Origin of the sequence: Parabacteroides sp. 20_3, from assembly GCF_964238835.1 — a bacterium.
Taxonomy (GTDB): domain Bacteria; phylum Bacteroidota; class Bacteroidia; order Bacteroidales; family Tannerellaceae; genus Parabacteroides; species Parabacteroides distasonis.
The window spans coordinates 25,930-40,845 of the sequence record NZ_CAXSNO010000005.1; the positions used below are offsets into that span (position 1 = coordinate 25,930).

Annotated in this window: 10 protein-coding genes; all 10 read right to left on the minus strand. The window is 39.7% G+C overall.

What is annotated here, in order from left to right; translation table 11 throughout:
• Positions 1–55 precede the first annotated feature (55 nt).
• The gene (locus ACESPU_RS11520; RefSeq protein WP_009276504.1) at positions 56–1,234 is read right to left on the minus strand and encodes a glycoside hydrolase family 172 protein; all 1,179 of its coding nucleotides are present in this window, start codon (positions 1,232–1,234) and stop codon (positions 56–58) included.
• A gap of 33 nt (positions 1,235–1,267) precedes the next feature.
• Positions 1,268–2,683, minus strand: a complete 1,416-nt coding sequence (locus tag ACESPU_RS11525; RefSeq protein WP_158532583.1) for a glycoside hydrolase family 140 protein — start codon at positions 2,681–2,683, stop codon at positions 1,268–1,270.
• A gap of 17 nt (positions 2,684–2,700) precedes the next feature.
• Positions 2,701–4,041 (minus strand): glycoside hydrolase family 28 protein, encoded by a 1,341-nt coding sequence (locus tag ACESPU_RS11530; RefSeq protein WP_158532582.1) that lies wholly within the window; start codon positions 4,039–4,041, stop codon positions 2,701–2,703.
• Positions 4,042–4,152: 111 nt separating this feature from the next.
• Positions 4,153–5,742, minus strand: coding sequence for a RagB/SusD family nutrient uptake outer membrane protein (locus ACESPU_RS11535; protein WP_005867004.1), 1,590 nt, complete (start codon positions 5,740–5,742; stop codon positions 4,153–4,155).
• Positions 5,743–5,754: 12 nt separating this feature from the next.
• Positions 5,755–8,931 (minus strand): TonB-dependent receptor, encoded by a 3,177-nt coding sequence (locus tag ACESPU_RS11540; protein WP_373133369.1) that lies wholly within the window; start codon positions 8,929–8,931, stop codon positions 5,755–5,757.
• Positions 8,932–9,212: 281 nt separating this feature from the next.
• Positions 9,213–10,223, minus strand: coding sequence for a FecR family protein (locus tag ACESPU_RS11545; RefSeq protein WP_122297773.1), 1,011 nt, complete (start codon positions 10,221–10,223; stop codon positions 9,213–9,215).
• A gap of 68 nt (positions 10,224–10,291) precedes the next feature.
• Positions 10,292–10,864, minus strand: coding sequence for an RNA polymerase sigma factor (locus ACESPU_RS11550; RefSeq protein WP_008773822.1), 573 nt, complete (start codon positions 10,862–10,864; stop codon positions 10,292–10,294).
• Positions 10,865–11,009: 145 nt separating this feature from the next.
• On the minus strand, positions 11,010–12,521 hold the full coding sequence (locus ACESPU_RS11555) for a Gfo/Idh/MocA family oxidoreductase (RefSeq protein WP_158532581.1): 1,512 nt from the start codon (positions 12,519–12,521) through the stop codon (positions 11,010–11,012).
• 13 nt (positions 12,522–12,534) lie between these two features.
• Positions 12,535–13,206 (minus strand): DUF1080 domain-containing protein, encoded by a 672-nt coding sequence (locus ACESPU_RS11560; protein WP_009018302.1) that lies wholly within the window; start codon positions 13,204–13,206, stop codon positions 12,535–12,537.
• 16 nt (positions 13,207–13,222) lie between these two features.
• A complete protein-coding gene (locus tag ACESPU_RS11565) occupies positions 13,223–14,911 on the minus strand; it encodes a RagB/SusD family nutrient uptake outer membrane protein (protein WP_158532580.1) in 1,689 nt (562 codons plus the stop codon).
• Between the last annotated feature and the right edge of the window lie 5 nt (positions 14,912–14,916).

Genomic DNA, 14,916 nt, shown 5'->3' on the forward strand with positions numbered 1-14,916 from the left:
GATAAAAAGGAAAGGTTTAATCGGAAATAACATTTAACATTTTACCACAGGCCATTTACCATCTCGGAATCTCCAAATCATCCTTACTGGGCAATGCCGGGAATTTAGCGTGTGGTTCCACCTGATACCAGAAAGTAGTCGATGAGATATCCGACTTTTGATTATTATACCTACCGTCGTGCCGCCAACCCAAATCTTGAATCGTAACCTTCAGATCCTTTTCAAAACGAACCGGGTCCAAGATATGCCAGCGATACAAGCCGAACGCCGTAACAGCCCGATATAGGCCATCCGGACGGATCACTTGGTGCATTCCCGCATAAGGAGTGGTGAATTCTTGGTATTGATGTGTTTTCTGATTCTCGAAGTTATACGAACCGCAGAAATAATCCTCCGTACCTGTTCCACAGATTGTCGGGTATTCCTTGTCGCCATCCATATAGAACTTGATCTCTCCTTCACCCCACCAACAGTTATCATTGACACGCCAAGCTAAATAAGTTCCGACATATTGTCCCTTTCCCTTGATTCCATCCACCAACGTATGGATAGAGCCTTGTGTCGGGTTGGAACGGCGGAACTGCGCATGGAAATATCCCTCATCCTCCGGCACTTCCGTCAAGGTATAATTAATCTGGTAATACAAACGCATCTCTTCCGCATTATTAATATTCTCCAACGTTATGCGTGCTTTCTTACGGAACGGCATCTTCCAGTAGCAATTGAAAGCGCTCCCGGGATTTACACAGACCGCCAACGAGGAAAGTTGGGCATACTCATTAAAAGCACTGGCGAAGAAATCCCCGACCGGACATTCAACCGAAGGCTCTTTCTCGTCGTCCCAATACATACGGAGTATCGAGAATCGCCAGTTGCCAGTGGGAGTCATCCATATCTGCTGGATAGCCCCCGGGCCATCAATCTCCGCGATAGTAACTGTCTCCCCCGGTTTCACGATAATAAAAGGATTTACTTTCCAGCCTTTCCCCAAATCTTTCGCTGGGCCAGCTGCATTCGCCTTATTCCGGACATCCTTATCTCTCACGGGATCAGCCATCGCTCCTTTCCCTTTCTCCCCCGTAAAATTCTCCGGACTGATCGAACGACTCTGCGCATTCGACAAACGAGAAAGGTTTCCCATATTCATATCCAACCCGTTAAAAGGATACTGCTGGGCATTCGCCCAAAAACTTAACAGCAAAAAGGCTAACAGCAAAACATTGATCTTCTTCATAATGACTTTTATTATTTAAAATTTATACATCGTCTACCTATCATCCGCCTCCAAAATTAAGATCCAATCATTTCCCCTCTCTCCCGCTTCTCCGGGCGCATTGAATGTACGAATTCCCTTATTCTCGACCGCTCCGATCAAAGTTCTCGCCCCATTCCTCGGATTGAACCAATAAGCTTTACCAAAAGATCGCAATTTACTCATTTGTATTCTTACATCCTGCCCTTGACTCAAATAAACTAAAATAAAAGTCTTATCTTTTGCTAAAACTGGAGTGATATAACTTGCGTCATTGTAATTAATTCCAAACAAAACGGATAGATCCGGACGGAAACGATCTAACGGATACATCGTAAACAAAGACTTTACATAGCGCATACATTCGGCTCCCGGCCTATCCAACGCACCATCCCAAAACGTGAGGCATGGTACATGATATTTACCTCCGGGCTTATACATTTGCCAAATAGCGTTATTCCCATATGTATATCCGGCAGCTCCAGACAAATAAGTCCAATAAGCCTGCATACGAATATCATAGTCATCGTAAATTCCATCCGTAAAATAAGTCGTATCCTTAATCAACCCGTTATCACCTATTATGTCCTCCTTTTTCTTCCCGAATTTAGCATAATCAAAATATTCCCAGAAACGAACCGGTATGTCCTCGTATGAAGGTTCCGCATTTACAAACGGTTTAATCGGACTCAATTGAGCATACATACCCGAAAAACGATATACCGGATCCATCCGGCGGTAATGTCCGCTTTGGAGAATATTGAATGATAGCCAAGACTCATTGTGGAACCAATAATGCGAGGAAATCTCTCCTGTCGGATGATAGGACATTAGTTGTGTTCCTCCATTTCCTTCTTGAATTCCTTTCGCCATAGACTGCCAGATTTCAAACTCCTTATCCGTAACTACATTTCTATCGCCACCAAGAATCCATATTACAGCTTCGTTTTTATACCGGGTTCCCAGTATTTTCCCGTACGTATACGCATTATCTGGGTTAAACAAAGCCGGATTTCCGTCTTTCTCTACCACATTACTCGCCCAAGTAGGTAAAAGCCCAATATACAGTCCTCGTTTTCCAGCCTCTCGAATCACGAAATCCACCAACTCAAAGTATCCTTCCGTGATTTGGGTAGGATTCTTATCAATCAAGGGCAAATATCCGTACGCATTCGGTTTATCCAAACCATCCAGTTCAGATAAGATAACAGCCTGTATTACCGTAAAGCCCTTTTTTTGCCGGTTATCCAGATAATGAACGATCTCCTCCTTATCCAATACATGAAATAACTCCCAAGCCGTATCCCCCAGCCATAAAAAGGCACCGCCCTCTTTCTTATAAATAATAAGATCGTTCGGACGGACGATCAAATCTTGAGCCAAACAACCCAATACACAAAAAGCTAGACAAAACAAAAGATATTTTCGCATACTAATTCTTTTTAAGATTAAAAACTTACATTATAAATCTCCACGGACCCCACATTATCGAAGCATGAGGCTGGGCTAACTTTCCCTCTCTCACAAACTAATCGAACATTCCGTAAAATCACTCGATCTAAATTATGAAGGTAAAGCCCCCAGCAAGGGAGCGCACGATAATCTGTCAATGGCTTCGAGGGAGTACGTCCTACTATTTCTTGACCTTTATTTCCAACATACGATAAGGAAACATCCGAAAGCCGGACATCTTTCAAACTACTATCTCCCCAACTCTCTACCGAGGCGGCCGCTTTCATTAAACGTGTACCTCTTATATGCTCCAAACAGATCCGCTCTCCCCGGTTCCCCTCATTCAATGTGACTAGAAACGGATTATCCAATTGATCAAAAGAACAGCTAGATATCAATATATCCTTTACTTCCCCAAACGCTGGAAACCATGCGCCCGGTTGGAGCAATATACCAGAAAGCATATTCCTACGTTTTTGCTCACCGGAAGTCCGATGTGGATATTTTCCCGGACCTCTAAATTCACAATCAACGATCTTTAAACCAGTAGCCGGCATTATCAACCTTATCCCATTGCACGATGAGTTCATATAACAATTCTCTATTACCACATTCTTCCATAGCCCACCCGCAACAGCATCATCACCCGTATTAAAACGGCAATTTCGGATACGGATATCTTTTCCGCCACGAATATGAATCCCATCCCATCCTTCCTCCACTAAAAGATTATCGAAAGAAGCCCTTTCAATATCATAACTCATAAAAGCATAGTTCGACGCTCTTCGTAGTTTAACTCCCGATATCTTAATCCCTTTCGATCTCGACAAAAAGAGAATATGAGGGCCTCTCATCCCTTCTTCACCTTTTTTATCTTGAATATGGGCACCATCGATTACCCCCTCTCCTGTAATTGACACATCTTCAACTTGATCTCCTAAAAGCAATGCCTTGTTCCAATTCCGGGGTTTTACTTTATAATAAGCCTCATCTTGATTAAGATCGGATATAGAACGGTACTTTTCCAAATTATTTATGCCTTTCACTACGGCATTACTTTCTAAGAATAAGTTTACTTTACTTTTCAGCAGAATACTTCCTGTCAAAAACGTTCCCTCCGGAATGATAACCGTTCCTCCCCCTCTCAAGGAACAATCTTCTATTGTCCTGTTGATGAACTGGGTATTGTCTGTTATTCCATCTCCTTTAGCTCCAAAATCCACGATATTATAGGTGCTATCATCATTTGAGGCCCAACCTATCCGCATAAAGAGCATAAACAATACAAAGAGACACACCCGAAAGACTCTTACTTTCGACACATCTATCATCTTCATTATTCAATAAGATTTAATATGATCATAAAGGAATAAAAAAAGAATAGGATTAGCGATCCCAAGAGAACCATCCTATTCCTTTTCTTTGATGAACTTTTCAACAAGTTATATCTACTCGTTCTCGTAACCTATGCTTTGTGTCATATTCGGATTATTCTCCATTTCAACCTTGGGTATCGGGAAATACAAATCTTTCGCATCATAATGCGGATTACCAACACGTGTCTTTCCATACCAACGGCTAATCTCCTCATCCAAGACCTTCCAGCGGCAAACATCTTGCCAATGTTGTACGCCCTCACCGCAGAACTCCATGAAACGTTCCTCCCGAATCGCATCTCTCAAAGCTTCTCCACTAGCCGTTATATCATGGGAACTATCTCCATTATAAGCTCTTCTTCTTACCAGATTCATATAGTTCCGGGCATTTACCTCATCTCCCGTAGCCTGACAAGCTTCCGCATACATCAAATATACATCCGCCAAACGCATCAAATACATATTAATACCAACCCCTAAATTCAACTCATTCACCGTACTTTTCAACGGATTGTATTTTCGCATGCTCCAACCTTGAATGTCAGCCTCCGTATCCTTATATTTCAGAACCTGCGTCTGCTGTCCATTCATAATAACAGGAGTTCCCGGACGCAAAGCGGCGATATCCAAACGAGGATCTCCATTAAAACGTTTAATATTCGCATCATGAAAGAAAATATTACCCCAACCGGCCGCCTCAACATCTCCACTTGCGTTCTGGAAACATAAGGCAGCGATCAATCCATATTGAGAACCTTCTCCATACCAAAAATATCCGGAAGTGTCCCCATTACGGAAATTAATCTCTAAGATCGATTCTCTATTAAATTTCTCCTGATCCTCATTAAACATCTTCGCATATTCATTGAAAGGGAGCAATTCTTTTCCGGAAGAATCAATAACCTCTTTCAACGCTTTCTTTGCCGCATCATAATTACCCATATACAAATTCGCTTGCCCGATGTAACTAGTAACGGCAACAGAGGTTGGACGTGGATAGTCCGCCCGCTCTTCCCATACAGCAGGTAGCAAAAGTTTGGCTGCCTCATAATCTTTCAAGATCTGATCGTAAACCTCGGCCACCGTGCTACGTTCTATATTTAGCATATCCGGAGTCGATGCTACCTGTAAACGAACTGGTACACCTTTTCTATCGCCCTCCCCGTTGCAAGGATATCCCTCTCCAAAAAACGCTACTAACTGTTGGTGTGCCCAACCTCTCCAAAACAAAGCTTCTCCCTTCATCTGCGAAAGCCTTACTAAATCCGCATCTGTAAACTTCTCCTTGTCGATTCTTTCCAATTGCTCCAATACGGTATTCGCACAAGAAATCATTTTATAATAACCAATCCATAACGTCCCAATGTAAGCATTATCAGAAGTCACTTGATTGGTCGCCAACTGGTTCCAGTTGGCGTCACCAGTCCAAGCCATATCTACCGTATGATCCACACAGAATGTCCCTTTCGCCATAACCCTCTTTCCATACAAAGGCACAGCGACCATATTTGCATAAACTGATGTTACGATAGTCTCCATATCCGCCATAGATTTAGGGTAGACACTTGGAGATAACGCACTGGGATTTGATAAATCCAGAAAACTATCCGAACAACTATTAAAAGTTAACGCAGCAGCTAATAATATAACTAATTTCTTCATCTTCCTATTAATTTAGAGGGTTAAACTTAAACCGCCCATAATGGTGCGGGTGGATGGAGCCCGTTTCACAGAATACATATTTCGTTCCAAATATCCACCACCCAATTCAGGATCTCCTTGAAACTTTGTGATAATAAATAAATTATCGCAATTAATATAAAACTTCAAACCTTCTATCTTCAAATGAGAAAGTATTGATTTCGGTAAATTATAGCCGAAATGTAAATTCTTCAATTTAAAGAAAGAACCATCCTCCACAAAATAAGAGGAGACATTCTTGAAGTTTCCATTCGGGTCCTCTTTCGTTACTCGAGGATGTGAAGTAGCCCGGTTCGTCGGACTCCACGCCTCATATACCTTATAAGTCGTATTATAGTCGCCATAGAAACTTCTTTCATAAAGCTTAGCGCTATTAAAGACATCAACACCTGCGTTTCCTAACCAGCCCATACTTAAATCAAAGCCTTTCCATGACAAATTTATATTCAATCCATACATCAAATCCGGCCAAGGATTACCGATATATGTCTTATCCTCATTCGTCACCTTTCCGTCTCCATTTAAATCCTTATATTTCAAATCACCCGGAGCCGTACCTGCTTGTTGGTACAATCCATCCGGAGATTGAGCGTTTAAGGCATCGATTTCCGCTTGGTCTTGAATAATACCATCCACGACATATCCATACATCTGTCCCATCGGTTGTCCATTTTCCGTACGATAAATAGAACTATTCAAAGCCGCATCGCTTCCAGCCCAAATGATCGGATTCACTTGGTCACTTAACTTTACCACTTTGTTCTTGTTGGTAGACAACGTAAAAGCCACGTCATACCTGAAATCTTTATAGGAATCCCTCCATTGAACCATCCATTCGAAACCTCTATTGCTTATCTTTCCGATATTAGCCCGATAAGAAGAAGTCTCGCTAAATGGTTCCGAAGAAGGTCCGGCAGAAGGTGGCACACCTACTGAATATAACATATCGGAAGTTTTCTTATCATAATACTCGATTGTCGTATTCAAGCGATTATCCAGAAAACTTGCGTCAACACCTATATTCCATTGGGCCACGTCTTCCCATTTAATCGTAGCATTCGCAACATTTGAATACCAGAATCCTCTCTGCGTATTTTGCCCATCATATGAATAATATAGATAATTATTCGTAAAAGAAGGTTCATACAAGAATTGAGGAATTGTATTGTTACCAATTTTACCATAACTTCCTCTCAATTTCAATTGAGACATCCATGTTATATTATCCTTTACGAAGCTCTCTTTTCCCACATTCCAACCGACAGAAGCAGAAGGAAACACACCAAACCGATTCTCTGGACCAAAGTTATCATAACCATCCCGACGAATACTAGCCTCTAGCAAATACCTGTCATCATAAGCATAGTTTACACGAGCGAACTGGGATAAACTACGACCTTCCGTTTTCGTTCCGGATACATCTTTATCTCCCGTACCTAAACTAATATCATCCGAAGGCTGAACCAAAAAGCCGTTTTTCCAACCACCTGCCGAAGAAGCCGTCGCCCGATAAGCCTCGTAGCCAACCATACCTTTTACATAGTGTTTCTCCCCAAAAGTATGGTCATAGGTCAATGTATATAACATACGTAAATCATAACCGGAGCCATAATCTTTCGAGTAATAATCCTGTTGAGATAAAGATCCCAAATTCCATGACTCTAAGAACAAATTATTCGCATGGGAGTCAAAATTGGCAGAGAAATTCGCTTGGAATTTTAAATCATTGATAATCTCCCAATCCAAAATCGCATTTGCCCGGGCCCAAAACCTACGTTCATTCTCATGATGAGACATTAGTGTAGCCACATGATTAGGTCCCTCGTAGTAACCACCTGCCGGATGTTTTCCCCAACCTCCACCAGCTTCGTTGGTATTATCATAAGGCACCATCGTAGGAACTTGGCGGTAATAAACATAATCATTATTCGTCTGCCCATACAAATGGGGATCCGTATTATTAAAACCAACAGTCAGGATCTCGGAAAATTTCACGCGTTTACTTATATTTGTCTGGCTAGCCACACGGAAATTACCCGCATCCTCAAATGAATAACGTTCGATAAACTGATTCTTGTAGAACTCCGCAGACATATTAAATGTAGTTTTCTCATTACCACCCGTCATCTGTAAAAAATAGTTTTGCCTAAAAGCATTACGCCAAACCAGATCTTCCCAGTCTGTATCTGGTAGCGAAGCGGGATTATCCCAGCCGGAATTGGGATTATTAGGGAAGCCTGCCGCCAATTTCCGGTCAATAAAGTCCGCGGTATGCAGCATATCCGGCAAATCGATCGGAGTCTCTATTCCAAAGTTTACTCTCGCATTAATAGAAAGTTTCCCTATCTTTCCCTTTTTAGTGGTAACAAGGATCACACCTCCTGCTCCCCGGGCACCGTAAATAGCAGTCGAAGCCGCATCCTTCAAGATATCGATAGATTCTATATCATTAAAATTAGGAGCGCTACCCGGCACTCCATCCACGATCCACAACGGATCTGCGCCATTGATAGAAGCCGCTCCACGAATGATAATATTCCCATTGGAAACATTGACACCTGCCACACGGCCTTGAATAACATGCGACACATCCATATTTAAATCATTAAAATCATCCGTCTTAATAGAAGCCACAGATCCCGTTACATTCGACTTTTTCTGCACGCCATAACCAACAACGACTACCTCATCCAGTTTTTGAGTATCTTCCTTCAAGTTTATCATTAAACTTGATTTTCCGTTCACAGCTACATCTTGAGTATTAAACCCAATATACGAGACCTGTAAAATACCGCTATCATTTATATTTAATGAGAAATTTCCCGAAATATCCGTTACCGTTCCATTCGTAGTCCCTTTCTCAACAACATTCGCTCCGATAATCGGTTCACCGTTACTATCCACGACAGTACCAGATACCAGCTTTACATTACCGGCAGTCTTTAAAGTTACGACAATTGAATGCCCTGTCATCGTATATTGCAAGTCTCTTTGATGCAGTACATCATCTAACAAACGCCGAATCGGCTGATTCGTCACGTTTAAAGTTACCTCTTTCTTTCCTTCCACTATAGCATCCCGATAAGAGAATATATATGTGGTTTGTTTCTCTACAGCCTCAAAAAATTGCTTTAATGTAGCATTCTTCATGGAAAGAGTGACACTTCCTGTCTGAGCTAATACCAAAATAGGATTAAAAAACAGAAATAGAGCCAAAAAAATTATATAGCTACATTGATTTTTTCTACTTTTGAACATATATTATTTTTTAAAATTGATACAATCCGTTTTATGGCTTGATCGCCATTCTCGTAAATGGAGTATTAATTGGGGAACCGGAAAATCTCGACCATTTTTCGGTTCCGTTTTTATTATGAAGAATCTTGTCGCATAAGAACTGATTTAAGGTTATACATTTTATTTTCACTCGCTCAAGGATGTATAAAGATATCATCTCCTCGTATATCATATGTAAAGTCATAATGCCTCTCTAAAAGGTCCATTACCTCTACGATATATTCACTATCAAAATTTCCGGTAAATAAGTCATTCGCTAAAGAAAAATCATTCAAATGGATATTCACGCCATATCTACGCTCTAGTTTGGCCAAGACATCACTTAATTTCGTTGATCGAAAAACGAGGTCTCCTCTTAACCACGCCGTTTCAAATCGATTATCTGTTTTCTCCACGGTTATAATACCCGATTCTTTATTGAACAATGCTTTTTCATTTGGTTTTAGATAAACGACACGAGAAGGGTCTGAACAAGTCTGTATCTTGATCCGTCCCGATATCAAGGCCATTTCCATGACATTCTCCCGCTCATACGAATACACATTAAAACTTGTGCCCAACACTTCTATATCCAGATATTCAGTATGTACCACGAAAGGTTTATCCTCATTCCGAGTCACCTCAAAATAGGCCTCTCCCTCTAAATTAACCTGTCGAAGCTCTCGACCGAAATCGTGAGTGTAACTTAAGCTCGATTCCGCATTTAGTTTTACTTGTGTTCCATCCGGTAAAGTCACCCCCGATCTTTCCCCTCTATCGGCATGAACCACTAAATTGCCAATGCTACCCTTCTGATCGACTGGATTGAAATATAAATAACCAGACAATATACTTAATAAAGGTATTAATAGTATTGCGGCGATACGAGCCAGTTTCCTAAACACCATAACGAATCGTTCTTTTCTCGTTCGATTTTGAATCTCACTGAACATATCTCGTATGATTCTCTCATCAACCTCTTCAAAGGGTCGCCCATTTTCCCATAAATGAGACAATGACAGCGATAATTCATCATCATCAGACAAATTAACCAAAAGCCGTAGTGTTTTCAACTCTTCCGTAGAGATCGTATGATCCATGTGCTTTGAGAGCAAATAATATGTATGTGATTCCTGCATAATATCCTTTTTATAAGGTATACACATGAGCCGTTAATTTATAACATGCCTTTTTAGATGTTATAAAACATAAGAATATTATTTTTCAATTTTATTTATCCGATAAAGAAAAGAGAGAACAGCAAAGCATACTTACCGAGCTCCTTTCTTAAAACATGTAAGGCTTGCGATAACTGGTTACGCACAGATTGTTCTGAAATTAAGGCTTTAGCCGCTATTTCTGTTATAGTTATACCTTGTTCCTTATTTAACTCAAACAGTTCTCGTTGGCGAGGTGTCAACTTTTGTTTCGCTATTTCCAGTCTATGGTTAAATTCCTCAAAAGATAATTTACGTTCAATCGCTGTTTCCTCTCCATCTCCAGACTCATTCAGTACAACATCTTCCAAAAAAAGCGGACTATTTGCCTGCCTACGAAACTCATTCAATAATTGGTTCTTGGCCATCGTAAATAGGAAAGCACTGAAAGACATATCTAAATCAATTTGTTCTCTCCGCACCCACACTTTGATAAATGTCTCTTGTACAATATCTTTTGCAAGAGCATCAGAATGAGTCAAGTGCAATGCGAACGCATATAGGCGTGAAGCGTATGATTCATACAGTTTCGTAAAGTCTCTGTATGAACCGCTTCGTAATCGTTCTAGGTATATCCGTTCTACATCCATCTCCTCTAGCACATATTGACCGAACAAATATAAAATAAAAAAATAAGAAGAGGTTATTTCCTCTTGAAAAGAAATAACCTCTATCTACTACAGATACTCTTTAACTAAATGACATCCAACAGAAGTTCACGACCTTTCTATGTTCTCAGAATGGCATACTGGGTAAACTAAACCCATTATTATAAGTATGCTTAATCCACTCATTCGCAACATCAAGAGCATTAAAGTCCGCAAAACGACGATCAAAACGAGGATCACCATCAACAACTTTAAAATCATCAACTGTTACAATCTTAATTGTGTCAGTAGGAGATATATTGGTAAATTTCATATTCTCTCCATCCCATAACAATTCTCTATGTAGCCCATGAAGACCAGAAAGACGTACCGCAAGAACTCCCATTACTACCATTTCATTAAAAGGTCCGGAGAATTGGAAATTTGAAGATGATTCTACTCGGTTTTCTGGAGATTCTTTACAAGCACGAATCCAATCTTGCTCATGGGCATTCGTAGACCAAATATTGCCATTACCTCCTTTAACTCTTGGTATTGAAGGCTTAGGCTGGTTAAAATGTTCCATATCAGATACGGGCAATAAAGTTGGATTCATTCCATAACAGCCACTCATGATTTTCCCTTTTGTCCCAATAAAAATAATACCACCATTTTCATCTCCCATCATTTGTCCATCTTTTAATTCCTCCGGACGAGGAGGCATTAAACCTCCATCATACCAATATACCTTAACCTCAGGCATTTTTGTGTTTCCTTTTGGGGGACGAGCCGGGAACGTATAAGTTACAATTTGTGCATGAGGTGGCGAATATAAATTACTCAAGGTTGAACTACCTATCACACTTATCGGATACTTCAAATCAAGTGCCCAATAAAGTGGGTCCATAATATGGCAAGCCATATCTCCTAAAGCACCCGTTCCAAAGTCCCACCATCCCCGCCAATTCCAAGGTGTATAAACTGGATTATATGGTCTTTTTTGCGCCGGTCCAATAAACAAATCCCAATCAAGAGTCTTCGGGCATTTCGGATTATCGCTAGGCCGCATTAATCCTTGAGGCCAAATCGGACGATCTGTCCAACAATGAACTTCATATACTTCCCCAATAACACCGGATTGAATCCACTCTGCTATTTGACGACACCAATCAAAAGAATTTCCTTGATTACCCATTTGCGTCGCTACTTTATATTTTTTAGCGAGTTTTGCTAGTAAACGAGATTCATAAACAGAATGAGTTAAAGGTTTTTGAGTATAACAATGCTTCCCTAATGTAATAGCATGAGCAGTAACTCCTGCATGTGTATGGTCTGGAGTAGCAACCAATATCGCATCAATTGATTTTCCGAACTCATCGAACATAACACGCCAATCTTTAAATTTTTTTGCTTTTGGATAATCATTGAAAGTCTTCTCTGCATATCTCCAATCTACATCACATAAAGCCACAATATTCTCTGTACTCATATTCCGTAAATTACCACGGCCCATTCCACCGACACCAACTCCAGCAATATTCAATTTATCACTTGGTGAAGTAAACCCATGCGTTTTACCTAAAACAGAATTTGGTACGATCGTTAAACCTGCTGCTAAAGCTCCTGTCTTCAAAAAATCTCTTCTTGATATATGTCTCATAATAATGATGATTTTAAAGTTGTTTCAGTTGAATATTCCTAAACCAAATATTAGATTCTCCATGTTTCCCTTGCAAACCAATATAACCTTTTGTTGGCATATTCGCATACGGGATTGGTAGCCATTCCGGAATCTCTGTTCCATCTGGATTTGTTGTTCCAGAAGTCCAATCTGCTAAATTAGCCGAAACAATATGTTTTCCATTCAATTCGATATCTATCTGCTGACCTTTAGCAGTGATAATCATTCGGTTCCATTCTCCCGGTTTCTTCACGACCAATTGTTCATTTGCTCCTTTATGTCCATAAATAGAACCACAACGCCAATATTCTGGATATGATTGCCATTCAGGATGATGATCATCCGCTATTTGAATCTCAATGGAAGATGGGATCCAATTACCCTTATCCGTACAATAAATCACAACCCCACTATTTGTATTCACATCTGTCTTGAATTCTAAATCCAAGATAAAATTTTCATACTGCACCTTTGTCCAAATAGATTGATCGGCTGTGGCAGTAAGTATGCCATTTTTAAAGGTCCAAACCGAACTATCATAATCAGCATTTGATAAATCTTTGTCAAATAATGGTCTATAATCAGTTTCGACCCTACACGATATTAATAACAAAAGTATAATCAATACGGTAAATACTCTTTTTACATTTATAAACTGTTTCATATATCGATTCTATTTATTAAAAGCCAGCTGTTGTTTGTTTTAACAAAGGATTCGCATTCAATGCACGATAAGGAATCGGAAATACGTCTTGATTCGTCGCATCCGGAGTTTTATCCCACCACGCACCTTCACTAAAACGATTCCATCGTATTAAATCAATACGACGATGACGTTCTCCTATGAACTCACGACCTAATTCATCGACAAATTCATCATCGGTTAATTTCGAGATATTAGATTCGTAACTAAATTTAGACCAATCTTCCGCTTTATAATAACGTTTCCTAACCACATCCAGCAACCGAGCAGCCCCTATCTTATCCCCTGATCTATATTTACATTCAGCTAACGAATAATAAATCTCTGCCAATCTGATCTCTGGAATAGAGTTCATTTGGAACAAATCTTTCGATTGAGGTAACCAAGGGAATTTTATCAAACGATATCCTGTATTCTCTTCTCCGTAAATTACATGAGATCCTTTGGCTAAACCAGTCTCTCCCTCCGAAAAACGTCCAACTTGATCCACATAAACTAGAGGTTTACCATTATATTCTTCCGTACCAGTTATTACTTCATCTGTAAATCCATACCCTTTTTCATAATCAAATTTATATTGAGTTCCCATCAAGAAAAAGCCCTCATAATCTCCATCATTTGAAATAACTCTAAAAGCTTTCTTTCGGATATCTCCATCCGGGAATTTTTCAAACGGCATACCTAATTTATCTTGGTATAAATTTCCATATAAGTCCCGAGACGGTGCTAAATTACCTCCATTCCAACCTTGCCAGTCATTATCCAAGGAATAACGATCTTGATAGTGCATCCACATATTATATAGCCAAGATGCCTCAAAATAATTTTTCTTAATCGCAAATTCCATAATATTCTCTTTAGATCTATAACCGTTTATCCCCGAGCGGAACGGGCCTCTATAATCAAGGTCAATACTATATTCTCCATATTTTCCATCTAATATAGCCTGAGCCATTTGCTCACATTCATCATATTTTGAGATTCCTATCCATTTTTCCGCATTCAAGTATAAACGGACAAGTATAGAAGCTACTCCTGCTTGATCAAACCTAGATACCCCCCTATTTTTAGGTAAGTCCGGTAATATAGCTAAAAGCTCTGACTCCATAAAGTTAAATACTTCTAGGGGTGTAGATTGAGCCTTCACTTCTTCTATATCTGTAACAATTGGTACATGCCTAAAGAAATCTATTAAAAACATATAATTCCAAACCCGAAGAGCTCTTAATTCGGCTATATATTCATTTTTCGTTTCTTCCGTCAATTTAAACGTAGAGAAATCTAGATTTTCAAAATCAGACAATGTATTATTACATAATGCTATACCTTGAAAAGGAGCAGCCCAACCATTATATACGAAATTCTCCTCCACAGTCCATTTATGCTCATGCAAACGAACATACTCCCCACCATTATAACCATGTTTTCCTCTTGTCGGAATCATTAACTGGTCGGCAGTAACTTCCTGTAAAAAGTATCGAGCATCAGACCAACCCGTACTAAAAGCCTTAGCATAGTTATTCACCAACGCCGCATAAATATTATTGCTATTTTGATAATAGTTATCCGTTGTAATCTCACTAAAAATCTCTTCATCTAAATCTGTACAAGAAAATGAGATTAATCCCATTACGAAAAGAACTATTATATATTTAAACTTCTTCATAATAA

What these genes read in the sequence shown, in the direction of transcription:
- ACESPU_RS11520 (WP_009276504.1), bottom strand. Translation starts at nt 1,234, where the DNA reads ATGAAGAAGATCAATGTTTTGCTGTTAGCCTTTTTGCTGTTAAGTTTT.
- ACESPU_RS11530 (WP_158532582.1), bottom strand. Translation starts at nt 4,041, where the DNA reads ATGAAGATGATAGATGTGTCGAAAGTAAGAGTCTTTCGGGTGTGTCTC.
- ACESPU_RS11525 (WP_158532583.1), bottom strand. Translation starts at nt 2,683, where the DNA reads ATGCGAAAATATCTTTTGTTTTGTCTAGCTTTTTGTGTATTGGGTTGT.
- ACESPU_RS11540 (WP_373133369.1), bottom strand. Translation starts at nt 8,931, where the DNA reads ATGAAGAATGCTACATTAAAGCAATTTTTTGAGGCTGTAGAGAAACAA.
- ACESPU_RS11560 (WP_009018302.1), bottom strand. Translation starts at nt 13,206, where the DNA reads ATGAAACAGTTTATAAATGTAAAAAGAGTATTTACCGTATTGATTATA.
- ACESPU_RS11550 (WP_008773822.1), bottom strand. Translation starts at nt 10,864, where the DNA reads ATGGATGTAGAACGGATATACCTAGAACGATTACGAAGCGGTTCATAC.
- ACESPU_RS11555 (WP_158532581.1), bottom strand. Translation starts at nt 12,521, where the DNA reads ATGAGACATATATCAAGAAGAGATTTTTTGAAGACAGGAGCTTTAGCA.
- ACESPU_RS11545 (WP_122297773.1), bottom strand. Translation starts at nt 10,223, where the DNA reads ATGTGTATACCTTATAAAAAGGATATTATGCAGGAATCACATACATAT.
- ACESPU_RS11565 (WP_158532580.1), bottom strand. Translation starts at nt 14,911, where the DNA reads ATGAAGAAGTTTAAATATATAATAGTTCTTTTCGTAATGGGATTAATC.
- ACESPU_RS11535 (WP_005867004.1), bottom strand. Translation starts at nt 5,742, where the DNA reads ATGAAGAAATTAGTTATATTATTAGCTGCTGCGTTAACTTTTAATAGT.